This is a genomic window from Vibrio sp. 5S239, assembly GCF_041439575.1.
Classification (GTDB): Bacteria; Pseudomonadota; Gammaproteobacteria; order Enterobacterales; family Vibrionaceae; genus Vibrio; species Vibrio kanaloae.
On sequence record NZ_JBGOOM010000005.1, the window covers coordinates 172799 to 189436 of the forward strand.

Annotated in this window: 16 protein-coding genes; 12 read left to right on the forward strand and 4 right to left on the reverse strand. The window is 44.9% G+C overall.

Annotated elements, in window-relative coordinates; genetic code table 11:
* The first annotated feature begins 3 nt into the window (after positions 1–3).
* The 11 genes from lpxD to ACED48_RS06385 all read left to right on the forward strand — a co-directional run bounded on the left by lpxD (position 4) and on the right by ACED48_RS06385 (position 12085).
* Positions 4–1035 (forward strand): UDP-3-O-(3-hydroxymyristoyl)glucosamine N-acyltransferase, encoded by a 1032-nt coding sequence (gene lpxD, locus ACED48_RS06335; protein ID WP_017056312.1) that lies wholly within the window; start codon positions 4–6, stop codon positions 1033–1035.
* Between the two features lie 93 nt (positions 1036–1128).
* The gene (gene fabZ, locus ACED48_RS06340) at positions 1129–1581 is read left to right on the forward strand and encodes a 3-hydroxyacyl-ACP dehydratase FabZ (protein ID WP_029626974.1); all 453 of its coding nucleotides are present in this window, start codon (positions 1129–1131) and stop codon (positions 1579–1581) included.
* Between the two features lies 1 nt (position 1582).
* A complete protein-coding gene (gene lpxA / locus ACED48_RS06345; RefSeq protein ID WP_017056314.1) occupies positions 1583–2371 on the forward strand; it encodes an acyl-ACP--UDP-N-acetylglucosamine O-acyltransferase in 789 nt (262 codons plus the stop codon).
* 82 nt (positions 2372–2453) lie between these two features.
* A complete protein-coding gene (gene lpxB, locus ACED48_RS06350) occupies positions 2454–3644 on the forward strand; it encodes a lipid-A-disaccharide synthase (protein ID WP_017056315.1) in 1191 nt (396 codons plus the stop codon).
* A 54-nt stretch (positions 3645–3698) separates the two neighbouring features.
* Complete coding sequence (rnhB, locus tag ACED48_RS06355) at positions 3699–4319, forward strand: ribonuclease HII (RefSeq protein ID WP_017056316.1); 621 nt, start codon at positions 3699–3701, stop codon at positions 4317–4319.
* A 79-nt stretch (positions 4320–4398) separates the two neighbouring features.
* On the forward strand, positions 4399–7878 hold the full coding sequence (gene dnaE, locus ACED48_RS06360) for a DNA polymerase III subunit alpha (protein WP_017056317.1): 3480 nt from the start codon (positions 4399–4401) through the stop codon (positions 7876–7878).
* Between the two features lie 45 nt (positions 7879–7923).
* Positions 7924–8883, forward strand: a complete 960-nt coding sequence (gene accA, locus ACED48_RS06365; protein WP_017056318.1) for an acetyl-CoA carboxylase carboxyl transferase subunit alpha — start codon at positions 7924–7926, stop codon at positions 8881–8883.
* A gap of 124 nt (positions 8884–9007) precedes the next feature.
* Positions 9008–10342, forward strand: coding sequence for a tRNA lysidine(34) synthetase TilS (gene tilS / locus ACED48_RS06370; RefSeq protein WP_029626975.1), 1335 nt, complete (start codon positions 9008–9010; stop codon positions 10340–10342).
* Between the two features lie 58 nt (positions 10343–10400).
* A complete protein-coding gene (locus ACED48_RS06375) occupies positions 10401–10712 on the forward strand; it encodes a cytochrome c (protein ID WP_017056320.1) in 312 nt (103 codons plus the stop codon).
* A gap of 130 nt (positions 10713–10842) precedes the next feature.
* Positions 10843–11181, forward strand: a complete 339-nt coding sequence (glnB, locus tag ACED48_RS06380) for a nitrogen regulatory protein P-II (RefSeq protein WP_004738609.1) — start codon at positions 10843–10845, stop codon at positions 11179–11181.
* 61 nt (positions 11182–11242) lie between these two features.
* Positions 11243–12085, forward strand: coding sequence for an endonuclease/exonuclease/phosphatase family protein (locus ACED48_RS06385; protein ID WP_017056321.1), 843 nt, complete (start codon positions 11243–11245; stop codon positions 12083–12085).
* Between the two features lie 52 nt (positions 12086–12137).
* Here ACED48_RS06385 and ACED48_RS06390 read toward each other — a convergent pair whose 3' ends face one another.
* The 3 genes from ACED48_RS06390 to gloB all read right to left on the reverse strand — a co-directional run bounded on the left by ACED48_RS06390 (position 12138) and on the right by gloB (position 15221).
* Positions 12138–12824 (reverse strand): YIP1 family protein, encoded by a 687-nt coding sequence (locus ACED48_RS06390; protein WP_017056322.1) that lies wholly within the window; start codon positions 12822–12824, stop codon positions 12138–12140.
* Positions 12821–14392, reverse strand: coding sequence for a LysM peptidoglycan-binding domain-containing protein (locus tag ACED48_RS06395; protein WP_017056323.1), 1572 nt, complete (start codon positions 14390–14392; stop codon positions 12821–12823). The genes ACED48_RS06390 and ACED48_RS06395 overlap by 4 nt, the downstream gene beginning before the upstream one ends.
* A 70-nt stretch (positions 14393–14462) precedes the next feature.
* On the reverse strand, positions 14463–15221 hold the full coding sequence (gene gloB / locus ACED48_RS06400) for a hydroxyacylglutathione hydrolase (protein ID WP_017056324.1): 759 nt from the start codon (positions 15219–15221) through the stop codon (positions 14463–14465).
* Between the two features lie 53 nt (positions 15222–15274).
* On the opposite strand from gloB, the gene ACED48_RS06405 reads away from it, so the two are divergent.
* Complete coding sequence (locus tag ACED48_RS06405) at positions 15275–16057, forward strand: class I SAM-dependent methyltransferase (protein WP_017056325.1); 783 nt, start codon at positions 15275–15277, stop codon at positions 16055–16057.
* 71 nt (positions 16058–16128) lie between these two features.
* On the opposite strand, the gene rnhA is transcribed toward ACED48_RS06405, so the two are convergent.
* A complete protein-coding gene (rnhA, locus tag ACED48_RS06410; RefSeq protein ID WP_017056326.1) occupies positions 16129–16593 on the reverse strand; it encodes a ribonuclease HI in 465 nt (154 codons plus the stop codon).
* Positions 16594–16638 lie beyond the last annotated feature (45 nt).

Consider the following 16638-nt stretch of genomic DNA (forward strand, 5'->3'; position numbering starts at 1 on the left):
TTTATGAAGAACCTGACTTTAGCCGAATTGGCAACAATTACCGGTGGAGAGCTACATGGAGACGGGACTATTACCGTTTCAGCAGTTGCTCCTATGGATAAAGCGCGAGAAGGTAACATTACGTTCCTTTCTAACGTGAAGTACAGCAAGCACTTAGGTGACTGTAAAGCATCCGCTATTATGGTCAAAGAGAGTGAGCGTGAACTTTGTAAGACTAACGTAATTGTGGTTAATGACCCATATGTTGCTTTTGCTAAAGTGGCTCAAGCGCTTGATACTACTCCTGCACCTGCTGCGGCTATTGCTGATTCAGCTTCAATTTCAGGTGATGCGATCATTGGACAACATGTGTCTATTGGTGCGAATGCTGTGATTGAGTCTGGTGTGGTACTTGGTGATGACGTAAGCATCGGTGCTGGCTGCTTCATTGGTAAAAACGCAAAAATTGGCACCGGCACTAAGCTGTGGGCTAATGTTAGCATTTACCATGAAGTTGTGATTGGCGAAGCATGTCTGATTCAATCAAGCACGGTCATCGGATCTGATGGCTTTGGTTATGCGAACGAGAAAGGTGAGTGGGTTAAGATACCGCAAGTCGGTTCAGTTCGTATTGGTAACCGAGTAGAAATCGGTGCGTGTACTACTATCGACCGTGGTGCTTTGGACGATACAGTGATTGAAGATAACGTTATCTTAGATAACCAACTTCAAATTGCTCACAATGTTCACATCGGATATGGTTCAGCTCTTGCTGGTGGTACTATTGTGGCTGGCAGCACGACGATAGGTAAGTACTGTATTATTGGTGGCGGTTGTGTGATTAATGGTCATATTGAAATCGTTGACGGCGTTACAATCACCGGTATGGGGATGGTAATGCGCAGCATCACTGAGAAAGGCATGTACTCTTCGGGTATTCCTTTACAGCCAAATAAAGATTGGCGTAAAACGGCAACGCGTGTACATCGTATTGATGAAATGAACAAGCGTCTGAAAACCGTTGAAAAACTTATCGAGAAGAGTGCGGAATCATAATTCCAGCATTTCTAATAAAAGGCTCGCGTACAGCGAGTCTTTTTCGTTTATAATCCTTCTAATTAAATAAAGAATATACATAGGAATACGACTTTGACTACTGAACAGACAACGATGAACATTACTGAAATTCAGGAACTATTACCTCATCGCTACCCATTCTTAATGGTTGATCGTGTGACTAGCTTTGAAAAAGCAAAAACACTCACCGCGATTAAGAATGTTTCTGTTAATGAACCTCAGTTTACGGGCCACTTTCCAAAGCTTCCAGTATTCCCAGGTGTGTTGATTTTAGAAGCAATGGCACAAGCAACAGGTCTTCTTGCATTTAAATCTTTTGGTTCACCTTCAGGTAATGAGCTTTACTATTTTGCTAGCGTAGATAAAGCTAAATTTCGTAAGCCAGTAGTACCAGGTGATCAATTGGTTATCGAAGTTGAATTCTTAAAAGAGCGTCGTGGTATCGCATCGTTTAACGGCGTTGCTAAAGTTGATGGCGTAGTTGTATGTTCAGCTGAACTTAAATGTGCTCGTAGAGAGTTTTAATATGATTCATGAAACAGCGAAAATTCACCCGGCAGCAGTAATCGAAGGTGATGTAACTATCGGTGCTAACGTGACGGTTGGGCCTTTCACTTACATTGCTGGTAACGTGACTATTGGTGACGACACTGAAGTGATGTCGCATGTTGTGATCAAAGGTCACACAACCATTGGTAAAGAAAACCGTATCTTCCCACACGCTGTTATTGGTGAAGAAAACCAAGACAAGAAATACGGCGGCGAAGAGACTACCGTTGTGATCGGTGATCGTAACGTGATTCGTGAAGCGGTTCAAATCCACCGTGGTACGGTTCAAGACAAAGCAACCACAGTGATTGGTGATGACAACTTACTTTGTGTTAATGCTCACGTAGCGCACGATGTTATTGTTGGTAATCATACTCATATTGGTAACAACGCTATCCTTGGTGGTCACGTGACTGTTGGCGACTACGCTGGTGTTATGGCACTTTCTGCGATTCACCCGTTCTGTTCGATTGGCTCTTACGCTTACATTGGTGGCTGTTCTGCAGTTGTTCAAGATGTACTGCCGTACGTGCTTGCACAGGGTAACCACGCGGCTCCATTCGGTCTTAACCTAGTGGGCTTGAAGCGTAACGGATTTGAGAAGCCAGAAATTCGAGCACTACAGAAAGCGTACAAAGAGTTATACCGTTCAGGCAAAACACTTGAAGAAGCGAAAGCGGCTTTAGTTGAAATGGCGAAAGAGTTTACTTCGGTGGCCCCTATGCTAGAAATGCTAGAGAACTCTGAGCGCGGTATTATTCGTTAATACTTGGTGTGATTGGTATAAAAAAGATCGCTACTCGTTAGGCGGTCTTTTTTGTTTTAGGCAAGACGGGAATTGGAAAACTATGGCACAGCAAGAAGCAGCAACTAATAGTTCGGACTTCATTTCGAATGAGCCACTGCGCATAGGCATTGTTGTCGGCGAACTGTCTGGCGATACGCTTGGTGAAGGCTTTATCAAAGCGATTAAATTGCAATACCCGAATGCTGAGTTCGTTGGCATAGGCGGGCCGAAAATGAAAGCTTTAGGCTGTGAGTCTCTTTTCGAGATGGAAGAGCTGGCTGTTATGGGCTTAGTTGAGGTGCTTGGCCGTTTACCTCGCTTGTTAAAAGTGAAAGCGGAACTGGTGAAGTATTTCACTCAAAACCCACCCGATGTATTTGTTGGTATCGATGCGCCCGATTTCAATCTGAGGCTTGAGCTAGACCTTAAAAATGCAGGCATTAAAACGGTCCATTACGTGAGCCCTTCAGTATGGGCATGGCGTCCTAAGCGTATCTTTAAAATCGATAAAGCAACTGATTTGGTACTGGCGTTTCTGCCATTCGAGAAAGCGTTTTACGATAAATACAACGTTGCCTGTGAGTTTGTTGGCCATACACTGGCAGACGCAATTCCCTTGGAGCCAAGCAAACAAGACGCTCGTGAGCTATTAGGTTTAGAGCAAGACAAGCAATGGTTAGCTGTATTACCAGGCAGTCGTGGTGGTGAGATGGGGTTGATTGCTCAACCATTTATCGAGACTTGTCAGCGCATTAAGCAAAAATACCCTGATATTAATTTTGTTGTTGCGCTCGTTAATGAACAGCGTAAAGAACAGTTTACTGAGATCTGGCAATCGACAGCGCCAGAGCTTGAATTTACGTTAGTGGAAGATACTGCAAGAAACGTAATTACTGCTGCTGATTCTGTACTTTTGGCTTCAGGTACTGTTGCTCTTGAGTGTATGCTGCTAAAGCGTCCAATGGTTGTTGGCTATAAAGTGAATAAGTTGACGGGCTACATTGTCAAGAAGCTCGCTATCACTGAGTTTGTATCACTGCCGAATATTCTGGCGGGCGAAGAGATCGTGAAAGAACATATTCTTGAAGAGTGCCATCCAGATTTCTTGTTCCCATCTGTCGATAAAATGCTGTCTGCCGATAACAATGGCTTGATCGAACGTTTTACCGAGATGCATCATTGGATCCGTAAAGGCGCTGATAAGCAAGCTGCTAACGCGGTGATGAAATTGATCGGTCGAGAGTTTATTTAATCATAAAGTGCAGATCCATAAAGCACTGACTTATTGGTTACAAAGAGAATTTTCATGGCAGTAAAAGAGAAAAAAGAGCTTCCTCCGTTTGAGTACCCACAAGGGTACCAGTTGTTTGCTGGCGTGGATGAAGTTGGGCGTGGACCGTTAGTGGGAGATGTTGTGACAGCTGCGGTTATTCTGGATCCAAACAACCCAATTGAAGGCTTAAACGACTCAAAAAAATTGTCTGAGAAGAAACGTCTTGCACTGCTTCCTGAGATAAAAGAGAAAGCACTGGCATGGTCGGTTGGTCGTTGCTCTCCGAAAGAAATTGATGAGTTAAATATTCTACAAGCAACCATGGTCGCAATGCAGCGTGCCATTGCAGGGTTAAGCGTCCAGCCTGATATGGCCCTGATCGATGGTAACCGCGTTCCTGATTTGCCAATGGACGGTCTTGCTATTGTGAAGGGTGACTTGCGAGTGGCAGAGATCAGTGCGGCGTCTATTATCGCTAAAGTGGTTCGTGACCAAGAGATGGAAGAGCTCGACAAGCTACATCCAGAGTTTGGTTTTGCTAAGCACAAAGGTTACCCGACCAAAGCACACTTTGAAGCGATTGAAAAACATGGTGTAACCGAGCATTACCGTAAGAGCTTTAAGCCAGTAAAGCGGATCCTTGGCATCGATTAAAGTTGCTTACTTGCGGTAGAAAAAAATAGAATACACACAGTTGTAACCCTAGGCTAAAACCTAGAATTCAGGGAAAATAATGTCAGATCCAAAATTTGTTCACCTACGCGTACACAGTGACTTTTCGATGGTGGATGGCCTATCTAAGGTACCGCCATTGGTCAAAAAAGTCGCTGAAATGGGTATGCCTGCTCTAGCACTTACCGACTTTACCAACCTTTGTGGTTTGGTTAAGTTCTACGGTACTGCCCATGGATGCGGGGTTAAGCCAATTATTGGTGCTGACTTCTTGATGCAGTCTCCAGATTTCGGTGATGAGTTAACGAAACTCACCGTCATTGCAACCGATAATAAAGGCTATAACAACCTAACGCTGCTGATATCAAAAGCCTACCTTCGTGGTCATATACAGCATCAGCCTGTTATTGATAAAGAGTGGTTAATTGAGCATGCTGAAGGTCTGATCATCCTATCGGGCGCGAAAGAAGGCGAGATTGGTAAGGCACTACTGAAAGGTAACCGTGAACTGGTTGCAAGTAATGTCGAGTTTTACAAAACGTATTTCCCAGACCGCTTTTACCTGGAACTGATTCGTACCGGACGTCCAGACGAAGAGTCTTACTTACACTTTGCGTTAGAACTTGCTGAACAAGCAGACTTGCCCGTTGTAGCGACCAACGAAGTTGTGTTCTTAACTGAAGACTTGTTTGATGCTCATGAAATTCGAGTTGCGATTCATGATGGCTACACCATGGTCGATCCGCGTCGTCCTAAAAACTACAGCGCGCAACAGTATCTTCGTAGCGAAGAGGAAATGTGTGAACTTTTCTCTGATATTCCTGAAGCTCTTGAGAACAGTGTTGAGATTGCTAAGCGCTGTAACGTAACCGTTCGTCTAGGTGAATATTTCCTACCTAACTTCCCAACGGAAGGTTTGGCGATTGAAGATTTCCTGATCAAGAAATCTGAAGAAGGCCTTGAGCGACGTCTAGCGTTCCTATTCCCAGATGAAAAGGTTCGAGCAGAGCGTCGTCCTGAGTACGATGAACGACTCAAAATCGAGCTCGAAGTTGTCAACAACATGGGTTTCCCTGGCTACTTCTTGATCGTAATGGAATTCATCCAGTGGTCAAAAGATAACGATGTGCCGGTAGGTCCGGGTCGTGGTTCTGGTGCCGGCTCTCTAGTGGCTTACGCATTGGATATCACCGATCTCGATCCACTCGAATACGACTTGCTGTTCGAACGTTTCTTGAACCCAGAACGTGTATCCATGCCCGATTTCGATATTGACTTCTGTATGGATAAGCGTGACCAAGTTATTGATCACGTTGCTGAAATGTACGGTCGTGATGCGGTTTCTCAGATCATCACTTTTGGTACCATGGCGGCAAAAGCGGTAATCCGTGACGTCGGCCGTGTGCTTGGTCATCCGTTTGGTTTTGTGGACCGAATTTCTAAGCTTGTGCCGCCAGATCCGGGCATGACGCTAGAAAAAGCCTTCCTTGCTGAGCCTGCATTGCCAGAGCTTTACGATGGTGATGAAGAGGTTCGCGAACTGATTGATAAGTGTCGTATCCTTGAAGGCTGTACGCGAAATGCCGGTAAGCACGCGGGGGGGGTTGTTATTTCACCAACCACGATTACCGACTTTGCGCCCATTTATGCTGATGCGGAAGGTCACTTCCCAGTAACGCAGTTCGACAAGAATGACGTTGAAACTGCTGGCTTGGTTAAGTTCGACTTCTTGGGCTTACGGACACTGACCATCATTGATTGGGCGTTAGGCCTAGTCAACCCTCGCTTGAAGAGAGAAGGCAAAGAGCCGGTTCGTATTGAGTCGATACCTCTTGATGATAAAGCGTCGTTTAACCTATTACAAAATTCTGAAACTACCGCGGTATTCCAGCTGGAATCGCGTGGTATGAAAGACTTGATCAAACGTCTACAGCCCGACTGTTTTGAAGATATCATCGCATTGGTAGCTCTGTTCCGTCCGGGTCCTTTGCAATCGGGCATGGTAGATAACTTTATTGACCGTAAACACGGGCGAGAAGCGGTATCGTACCCTGATGAAACATGGCAACATGACTCACTCAAAGAGACGCTAGAACCAACGTATGGCATCATCCTGTACCAAGAGCAGGTTATGCAAATCGCACAGATCCTCGCAGGCTATACGCTTGGCGGAGCGGACATGTTGCGTCGTGCAATGGGTAAGAAAAAGCCAGAAGAGATGGCAAAGCAGCGTAGTATTTTCAAAGAAGGTGCGGAAGCTAACGGTATTGATGGCGAACTGGCCATGAAAATCTTCGACTTGGTAGAGAAGTTTGCAGGTTACGGATTTAACAAATCTCATTCAGCGGCATACGCACTGGTTTCCTATCAAACGCTATGGCTGAAAACACATTATCCTGCTGAGTTTATGGCGGCGGTAATGACGGCGGATATGGATAACACCGAGAAGGTTATTGGCCTTGTTGATGAGTGTTTCCGTATGAAGCTCAAGCTGCTGCCGCCTGATATCAACTCTGGCCTATATCGCTTTAATGTTGATGAAGATGGCGCGATTGTTTATGGCATTGGCGCGATTAAAGGGGTAGGTGAAGGCCCTATTGAAGCGATCATAGAAGCGCGCAATAAGGGCGGTTATTTTAAAGATTTATTCGACTTCTGCGCGCGTCTTGATCTGAAAAAGGTCAACAAGCGTGTTATCGAAAAGTTGATTCTATCCGGTGCGTTAGATAGATTAGGCCCTCACCGTGCAGCAATGATGGCATCTTTGAAAGATGCAGTTAAAGCGGCGAGCCAACATCACCACGCCGAGTCTTTTGGTCAATCTGATATGTTTGGTGTGTTGACTGATGCTCCAGAAGAGGTTGAACATAAGTATACCCAAGTGCCTAAGTGGCCAGAGAAGGTTTGGCTTGAGGGTGAACGTGAAACGCTTGGTTTGTATTTAACGGGTCACCCCGTTAATGCTTATATCAAAGAGTTAGCGAAATACACCAGCTGTCGTTTGAAGGATGCCACGCCAACGCGTCGTGACCAGTCATTAACGATTGCTGGTTTGGTGATTGCGGCGAGAGTAATGACCACAAAACGTGGTACACGAATTGGTTTGATGACACTTGATGATCGATCGGGCCGAATGGAAGTGATGTTATTCTCTGATGCACTCGATCGCTATGCTGAATTGCTCGAAAAAGACAAAATTGTGGTCGTTTCTGGACAGGTCAGCTTTGATGACTTCAATGGTGGGCTTAAAATGTCCGCGCGCGAGGTCATGGACTTAGGAAGCGCCCGTGAAAAATATGCTCGAGGGGTCTCGATATCTATCGACCAATCCCAGATTAATGATCAATTTTTTGAACGCTTTGGTCAAATCTTAGAACCTTATAGAGCCGGAACGGTCCCAGTCAATGTATACTACCAACGTGCCGACGCTAGAGCGCGGTTAACATTGGGCACAGAATGGCGTGTGACGCCAAGTGACACATTGCTAGACGAATTAAAACAGCTGCTTGGAAATAGCCAAGTAGAACTCGAATTTAACTAAAATTTAGCTTCGTGCATATGAAGCTGAATCAACAAGGATTCATAGATGAGCCTGAACTTTCTAGAATTTGAAAAGCCTATCGCTGAACTTGAAGCAAAAATCGAAGCGCTACGTGACGTTTCACGTCACGGTGGTGACGCAGCGGTAGATCTAGACAAAGAAATCGAACAACTAGAGAAAAAAAGCTTAGAGCTTAAACAGAAAATCTTTAGTGACTTAGGTGCGTGGCAGGTAGCTCAACTTGCTCGCCACCCTCAACGTCCTTATACCAAAGATTACCTGGAGCATGCATTCACAGAGTTTGAAGAGATGGCGGGCGATCGCGCTTACGCTGACGACAAAGCTATTGTGGGTGGTATGGCTCGTCTAAATGGCCGTCCTGTTATGGTTATTGGTCATCAGAAAGGTCGCGAGACGAAAGAAAAAGTGATCCGTAACTTTGGTATGCCAAAGCCAGAAGGTTACCGTAAGGCGCTACGTCTAATGGAAACCGCTGAGCGTTTCAACATGCCTATTATTACTTTCATCGACACAGCGGGCGCATATCCAGGTGTTGGTGCTGAAGAGCGTGGTCAATCTGAAGCTATCGCTAAAAACCTAAAAGTGATGGCAGGACTTTCAGTTCCTGTTATCTGTAACGTTGTGGGTGAAGGCGGTTCTGGTGGTGCACTAGCGATTGGTGTTGGTGACTACGTGAACATGCTTCAGTACTCTACGTACTCAGTAATCTCTCCAGAAGGTTGTGCTTCAATCCTATGGCGCGATTCGGATAAAGCACCACAAGCCGCTGAAGCGATGGGCCTGATTGCTCCTCGTCTTAAAGAGCTTGAGCTTATCGACGAAATCATTCCTGAGCCTCTAGGTGGCGCGCACCGCGACCCTGCACAAACCGCTCAGAACATGAAAGACATGTTAGTTAAACAGCTAGAAGAGCTAGAGCAGTTTGATAATGAAACGTTGCTTGAGCGTCGTTACCAGCGTCTAATGAGCTACGGCTACTGCTGATAAATTACCTTAGCGATAAAGCTAGCCATACGAACAAGTTGATCAAAGGGTTGGACTCAGTGCCAACCCTTTTTTATTATTAAAACATTATCCCTTCACACACGATCTCTGGTTTATTAGCCTCATGACACACTTAATTGATACCTTCACATCTGTACTCAATGAAAGCGCGCTCAAGCCTTGTCGATTGATCGTCGCTTTCAGTGGGGGTGTCGATTCACGAGTTTTGCTGGAGTTGGCTGCGCAATACGCTAGGTCCCATCACATTGAGTGCTGTGCGGTACATGTACATCATGGTCTGAGTAAGAACGCTGATCTCTGGGCTGAACAATGCCAAACATGGTGTGATGCTTTGTCTATTCCATTGGCTATAGAACGAGTGTCGTTGGATCTCAACAGCGGAGAAAGTGTAGAAAAGCTCGCTCGAGATGCTAGATACCAAGTCTTTAAAAAGCACCTTCGGCAGGGGGACTTACTTGTTACTGGTCAGCACATTGACGACCAAGTGGAGACGTTCTTGTTAGCGTTAAAGCGAGGCAGTGGCCCCAAAGGGCTCTCTTCTATGGCTCAAGTGAGCCCGTTTGCAGGCGCTTTTATTGTTCGACCTATGTTGTCAGTGACCCGAACGGATATTGAAATGTTTGCTCATTATATGGGCTTAACTTGGGTCGAAGATGAGAGTAATCAGGACGTGCGCTTTGATCGTAACTTTATTCGTCATCAAGTGACACCAGTTCTTACCGAGCGTTGGCCAAGCTTTCGTGAGTCGGTCAGTCGCAGTGCCCAACTCTGTGCAGAGCAAGAGTTATTGCTCGATGAGTTGCTTGAGTCACACTTCCAGCAAGCTTTAGGGGATAGCCAGAGATTAAGCATTGAGGCGTTATCTCAGCACTCCGAACTATTACGCGCACGCTTGTTAAGGATGTGGTTCAGCCATTGCAATCAATCGATGCCCAGTAAAAAACAGCTTAAGCTTATCTGGGATGAAGTGGCATGTGCTCAAGCGGATGCCAATCCTAAGCTAGTACTGAACGATGTCGAAGTGAGACGCTTTAATCATCACCTGTACATAGTGAAGGAGACTAAAGACTTGTCGTGTTGGCAAGCTGATGTTGTGCTTGGTGATAACTTGGAGTTGCCCGATAGTTTAGGAAAGCTACAGTTAATGTCGTCACCGAATGATGCAGTATCGAATGGTCGTAATTCGCAAAACTTCAGCTTGAAGGATACAAGTGGAGTACTACGAATTACCTTTAACCCGGAAGGATTATCGGCTCATCCAATTGGGCGTGGGCACAGTAGAAAGCTCAAAAAACTCTTTCAGGAATACCAAGTTCCCAGCTGGTTACGGCGCAGAACGCCAATATTAATGGATGGTGATCGAGTGATCGCTGTTTTAGGCTTATTCGTAGATAAAAATTACCAAGGTCAAGATTGTGAAGCACTTTGGAGCAAGTAGAAAAAGTTTGTGTCACAATTCGACGTTACTTTAATAAAAATAATTAATGGAATATGCAATGAAGAAAATTACACTAGGATTAGTTCTTGGATTTGGACTATTGAGTGGTAACGCCCTGGCGGGGGATGTTGCTGCGGGTCAGGCTAAAGCAGCAATCTGTGCGGCATGTCATGGCGCAGATGGTATCGCAGTGATCCCAGGTTATCCCAACCTGAAAGGACAAAACGAGCAGTACCTTGTTTCATCGATTAATGCGTACAAAACAAAGCAGCGTAACGGTGGTTTGGCTGCTGTTATGCAGGCTCAAGCATCAATGCTGAATGATGAAGATATCGCGAATCTAGCGGCTTACTACGCAAGTCTTAAGTAAAGTGTTCTAAAAGCGCTGATCAAACAAGATGATAAATTTCGAGCCAGAGCTTTAAAGCTCTGGCTTTTTTCATTGAATGTTTACTATAGCTAACCGATAATGAGTCATTCATACAGTTTAAGGGATGAACATGAAAAAGATTGAAGCCATTATCAAGCCATTCAAACTTGATGATGTACGTGAAGCACTTGCAGAAGTGGGTATTACGGGCATGACAGTATCTGAAGTGAAAGGCTTTGGACGCCAGAAGGGCCATACTGAGTTATACCGTGGCGCCGAGTACATGGTCGACTTTTTACCTAAAGTGAAGTTAGAAATTGTTGTGACCGACGAAGTGGCTGACCAATGTGTTGATACCATTATCGAAACGGCGCAAACGGGTAAAATTGGCGACGGTAAGATCTTCATTACTGACGTTGAACGTGTGGTACGTATTCGTACTGGCGAAGAAGACGAAGACGCCGTATAAAAAAGCGATTACCCTAAAAGGAGCGTTTATCGCTCCTTTTTCATTTTAGGTAGGGTGTTGTATGTTTAAGAAAATCACCATTGTCATCACATTATTGGTGACATTTGCTGTTGCTAGTTTTCATCTTATCTTCGTGATCCCGAGTCAGCCTAACCTGATCACTTCCTCTCAAAGTATCAGCAGCGATATCTATAGCTGCTACCAGAATTCAACACCGAAAGCGATTGATGTGTCTGATGGATTGAGCATCACTGTGTGGAACATCTACAAGCAGAACCGCAGTAATTGGCAGAGCGAATTGAACAAACTTTCGGCAGGAAGTGATTTAGTATTACTGCAAGAAGCACGTGTGACTAATGATTTTCGATTGTGGGTCACAAGTAGCCAGTGGGGCAGTATTCGCGTTAACGCTTTTGAAGCATTTAAGCAAAGTTCGGGTGTACTCAATTTAGCGACTCACTTACCGATCGAAGCTTGTGCCTATACTCATGAAGAGCCTTGGCTTCAACTGCCAAAATCAGCACTGTGGTCTCGTTACCTACTGAGTAATGGGGAAGAGTTGGCAGTTATCAATATCCATGCCGTGAACTTTACGTTTGGCACCGTAGATTACGCATCGCAACTCAATAGTTTAACTGACAAACTGCAGCAGTATCGCGGGCCCGTGCTTTTTGCGGGCGATTTTAACAGTTGGAGTAAATCTCGCTTTACGGTGTTGAAGGATGCGCTGGAAAAGGTCGGTTTGACTGAGGTGGATTTTGACCCCGATAACCGCACGCAGTTTATGACAGGATTGGTACTTGACCACGTGTTCTATCGAGGGTTAGAGGTAGAAAAAGCAAAAGCGCCCTTTACGAACGCTTCTGATCATAATTCAATGTTAGTCACCTTTAAGGTGAAATAGCCGCGAGCTCTTACTAACTTGGTTATCTAAGAAATTAGATTGAATGGGTTATCTACGAAACTAGAATGTAGATAGCCCAGATTAGGTAATAGCCAACCCATGGCAAGCCTGAAATCACTAGTGCTTGCCCACGTTCAAATTCAGTCCAAGTCAGTACAGCTGCATAACCTAGTACAATGTACCATGGAAGCAGCAGTGGTAATGAGCTAGCAAATTGAGACCAGTCATTGGTCAGCGGTAACTTGATCAAGCCGTTTAAGCTGTTCAAGTCTGCCGCGTAGTTCATCACCTGACCGTGCTTTAGGATTAGGCTTGCGTAGCTCGCTACGTCACCTAAAACCGCAGGGAATATCACTACCGATGCCGCTGCAAACCATCGCCAAAAGCTATGCTGATGTTGGCTTGGTTTGGTTGCTAGGTTAAACCAGAACGCTAACAAAACGATGGTTAACGTTCGGCCAAACACGTCGCTGATGATCTCGCTTGCAAGCAGGGTGTTGCTATCAAGTAACGCCAATTGGTCAGGGTTAGTTTGAGCGAGTTGCTGTGACAACTCTGCGCTTAACCATGCAAAATCTACATTCGAAAAATAGGCACCCCAAAATAAAAAGGGACTGAGTATTAATACGACGTAGGGTTGCCATCCCCAAGCACTTCGCTGATAAAGCGCTAAGAAACAAGCTGTTGGTGATCGGAATATATCCAGCAGCATCACGAGTGGGTTACTTGACGGGTTCATACACTTACCTTAGTTACATCAACATACAGCTTCAGTTTTTGTCCTGGCTGTAGGTATTTTTTGTTCTGTAAAGTGTTCCATTTTACAACATCTGCACTTTTTACTTTGAACTTTGATGCAATACCGCTGACTGTGTCACCAGATCTTACTTTATAGAAGATAGTGCGAATAATTGAGCCGTCTGAGCTATTTTTCCAGATGACCAATTCTTGGCCAACTCTAAGTGTGTCACGTGGCCCCATGCCATTCCACTTAGCCAGTGATTGGTGTGATACCTTATTCGCGCGTGCAATTGTCCATAAGTTGTCACCACTTTTTACTGTATGGCTGAGCTTATATTGGCCCCGACTCTTCGACTGTGTGCTTGCTAGGCGATTTGATGCGCTTAATGCGTAGGTCTTGTCGTCTTTGGTTGATGTTGGGATAAGCAGGTGCTGGCCAATACGAATATTGTTGTTGCTCAAACCATTTGCAGTGCGGATAACTTTGCTGGTGGTGTTATATTTGCTTGCCAGTACGCTGATGCTGTCACCAGACTGAACCTTGTAGCGCACCAACTTCATACCCTTACCTTTGTTGGCTGCCAATTCTTTATTGAATTTATCAATGGTAGTTAAAGGAAGTAATAGCTGTTGGTGTTTCTCTGGTGCTGTGGCCCATTGGTTGTAAGCCGGGTTGTAACCTTGCAGTTCTTTTACCGGAATGCCTGCGTAATTAGCCGCAATAGCTAAATCAAGTTGTTCATCTGGGTTAACTAGAGTCAATACTGGCTTGTTAGGAATTGCTGGAATGTCGATGCCATACTTTTCTTGGTTAGCAATGACATCAGCCAAGGCAAGCAGTTTAGGTACATAGCTACTGGTCTCTTTTGGTAGATCCAAAGAGAAAAAGTCGATTGGCTTGCCAAGTTTCTTGTTCTTACGGATTGCTCTGTTCACTCGACCACCGCCACTGTTATAGGCAGCAATGGCATGGTTCCAATCGCCATCGAAACGTCTGTTGAGATCTGATAGGAAATTTAATGCAGCATCGGTAGAAGCGGCGACATCACGACGGCCGTCGTACCAGAAGTTCTGTTCTAGCCCGTAGTCTTTACCTGTGCCAGAAATGAATTGCCATAGACCTGCAGCGCTACCATGTGAGTAGGCAAACGCATCGAAAGAACTCTCTACAACGGGTAATAGTGCTAATTCTAGTGGTAAGCCTTTTTCTTCAATTTTAGTCGTGATCAGATAAAGAAAAGGTTCAGCACGTTGTGAGACGGTTTTGAGGTGACTAGGGTGCTTTAGATACCAAGTTCGGTAGTAATTGACCTTCTTTTGGTCGGGTACTTCCATTTCAAGTTGCATCGCAATACGTTTCCAAACATCTTCTTGTGTTTTTGGAGTAACAACAGGTGCTTCAACTTTTGGTTCTTCTTTGGTCGCTTCTGATGAAACGTTCGTTTGCGAAGCTTCTTTAGTCTGTGATGTGTTGGTTTGCTCGGGAGCTTGGTCTGGATTCTCTGACTGAGTTAATTGGCAACCAGAAAGTAGTAATACCAAAGCCCAGCTGTACTTAACTCGCATGTTACAGCCTTTTTAATAAACGGCTGCTGATAATACTTGTCACTCCCTATAAGTGACAAGTCTGTATTTGTTAAAATTCGTTCTTCCATGTACGTAAAGCGGTAAAAACTGATAAAGCATCAGTCTGTTCGGTGCGATTAGACACTGATTTCACGACACTTGGCTCGGTATAGCGCAAGAAAGGGTTAACTAATTTCTCTTGGCGTAAATTTGTGGGGATGGTCGGTTTATTTTGTGCTCGCAGTCGGTTAACTTGATCTCGATATTGCTGAAGGTGTTGGTTATCAGGCTCAACCGCAAGCGCGAATGCGATATTGGCCGCTGTGTACTCATGTGCACAGTAAACCTCTGTTTCTTGAGGAAGAGCGGTTACCTTATTGAGTGCATCAAACATTTGCTGTGGTGTGCCTTCCATGATTCGGCCACAGCCTGCTGAAAACAACACATCGCCACAAAATAACTTGGCGTCACCTACGTACCCTATGTGGCCAGCAGTATGCCCACTCAGTCCAAGCACAAGGAAGATTTCATCAAACAGCTCTAACTGGTCACCGTCATCAACAGGGTGGGTCAATGTCGGAATCGGTTCATTTCTTGGGCCAACGACATCCACATCTGGAAATTGTCTTACCAGTTCTGGAACGCCACCAATGTGATCGTGGTGGTGGTGTGTAATCAAGATTGCATCTAAAGTTAGCTCATGGTGTGCTAAGTACTCTAATACTGGAGATGCATCACCAGGGTCGACGACAGCACAACGGCGATCGCTATTTTCAATCAGCCAGATGTAATTGTCATTAAATGCAGGTATGCTTTTGATATATAACATTATTGGTTCTCCAGTCACTTTTAGTGAGACAGAATAAGTGAGACAGATTATTGATGAAGCCAGCGCGTAGCAGAAAGAAGTTTGAGCGTCCCTACACTTGGGCACAGTTGCACAATGGAGACTGGTCGAGAGAATCAATTCAAACTCGACTGGATGAGTGGTGCCCTAAGTTATTTGGTTACCATATGCTCAAACTTGGAGGCCTCAGCAGTGAGATTTCTAGCTGCACATGCAACATTCAACATCAAGTAAACCTAGATATCCAGAACCCATTACATAATGTGATAGCGGATGGCTATAATTTGCCCTTTTTAGAGAAAAGCTTCGACGTTGTGGTGTTTAGTCATCAATTAGATTATAGCAATGACCCACATAGATTATTGAGAGAAGTTGACCGAGTGATGATGGATGATGGCTATATCATCATCACAGGTTTTAACCCGTTCAGCCTAATAGGCCTTGCTAGTTTGATGCCTTGGCGTAAGAAAAGCTTGCCTTGGAGTGGCCGTATGTACACACCAAGTCGAGTAAAAGACTGGCTAGGTGTACTTAATTATGAAGTGATTCATTGTGATACTTACGCACTGTTTCCTATGAGTAAATATCGAGCAATATGGACGTGGTTGGAGAACGGTTTGGGTGGTTGTGCATCATTTGCGGGAAGCCAATATTTTATTGTCGCTCGTAAGCGTACTTATCCACTCAAACCGATTAAGCCACATTGGCACCTCAAGCGACGTTTCTCTCCGGTTGGAGCAAGCTTCAGAACACACAGTCGCCGTACGTTGAGTTCAGCTAAGACTTCATACCCGATAAAAACAGAAAAAGCCGATTAGCAGTCGGCTTCTCATTTTAAATATGGCTCTGAAGCGAGTGTCTAACTCAGTGTACTAACTAAAGCAGGTCGTTAGCTTGGCTGATACCCCGTATCTTCTTGAGTTGGACTTTCAGCTGCGGTCCGTGCTAAATCATCACACATTTCGTTTTCTCTGTGTCCCGCATGTCCTTTTACCCAGCGCCAATCCACGGTGTGACGAGCTGTTTCTTTATCAAGCCTTTGCCAAAGATCGGCGTTTTTAACTGGTTTCTTATCGGCAGTTTTCCAATCTCGTTTTTTCCAGTTATGAATCCACTGTGTAATGCCTTGACGCACGTACTGGCTGTCTGTCGTTAAAATCACAGAGCAAGGCTCCTTGAGGGTTTGTAGAGCCACGACAGCGGCGAGCATTTCCATCCGGTTATTGGTTGTTAGGGTAAAACCTTCCGCTAGTGTCTTTTCGACTTTTTTGTAACGAAGTACGATGCCGTAGCCGCCAGGACCGGGGTTGCCTAAACAAGAACCATCAGTGAAAATTTCAACTTGTTTCGTCATGATTTGATACTATTACCTCAAGCACATTATCGGCATAGTCTGACA

What these genes read in the sequence shown, in the direction of transcription:
- lpxD (WP_017056312.1), top strand. Translation starts at nt 4, where the DNA reads ATGAAGAACCTGACTTTAGCCGAATTGGCAACAATTACCGGTGGAGAG.
- lpxA (WP_017056314.1), top strand. Translation starts at nt 1,583, where the DNA reads ATGATTCATGAAACAGCGAAAATTCACCCGGCAGCAGTAATCGAAGGT.
- lpxB (WP_017056315.1), top strand. Translation starts at nt 2,454, where the DNA reads ATGGCACAGCAAGAAGCAGCAACTAATAGTTCGGACTTCATTTCGAAT.
- rnhB (WP_017056316.1), top strand. Translation starts at nt 3,699, where the DNA reads ATGGCAGTAAAAGAGAAAAAAGAGCTTCCTCCGTTTGAGTACCCACAA.
- dnaE (WP_017056317.1), top strand. Translation starts at nt 4,399, where the DNA reads ATGTCAGATCCAAAATTTGTTCACCTACGCGTACACAGTGACTTTTCG.
- accA (WP_017056318.1), top strand. Translation starts at nt 7,924, where the DNA reads ATGAGCCTGAACTTTCTAGAATTTGAAAAGCCTATCGCTGAACTTGAA.
- tilS (WP_029626975.1), top strand. Translation starts at nt 9,008, where the DNA reads ATGACACACTTAATTGATACCTTCACATCTGTACTCAATGAAAGCGCG.
- ACED48_RS06375 (WP_017056320.1), top strand. Translation starts at nt 10,401, where the DNA reads ATGAAGAAAATTACACTAGGATTAGTTCTTGGATTTGGACTATTGAGT.
- glnB (WP_004738609.1), top strand. Translation starts at nt 10,843, where the DNA reads ATGAAAAAGATTGAAGCCATTATCAAGCCATTCAAACTTGATGATGTA.
- ACED48_RS06385 (WP_017056321.1), top strand. Translation starts at nt 11,243, where the DNA reads ATGTTTAAGAAAATCACCATTGTCATCACATTATTGGTGACATTTGCT.
- ACED48_RS06390 (WP_017056322.1), bottom strand. Translation starts at nt 12,824, where the DNA reads ATGAACCCGTCAAGTAACCCACTCGTGATGCTGCTGGATATATTCCGA.
- ACED48_RS06395 (WP_017056323.1), bottom strand. Translation starts at nt 14,392, where the DNA reads ATGCGAGTTAAGTACAGCTGGGCTTTGGTATTACTACTTTCTGGTTGC.
- gloB (WP_017056324.1), bottom strand. Translation starts at nt 15,221, where the DNA reads ATGTTATATATCAAAAGCATACCTGCATTTAATGACAATTACATCTGG.
- ACED48_RS06405 (WP_017056325.1), top strand. Translation starts at nt 15,275, where the DNA reads ATGAAGCCAGCGCGTAGCAGAAAGAAGTTTGAGCGTCCCTACACTTGG.
- rnhA (WP_017056326.1), bottom strand. Translation starts at nt 16,593, where the DNA reads ATGACGAAACAAGTTGAAATTTTCACTGATGGTTCTTGTTTAGGCAAC.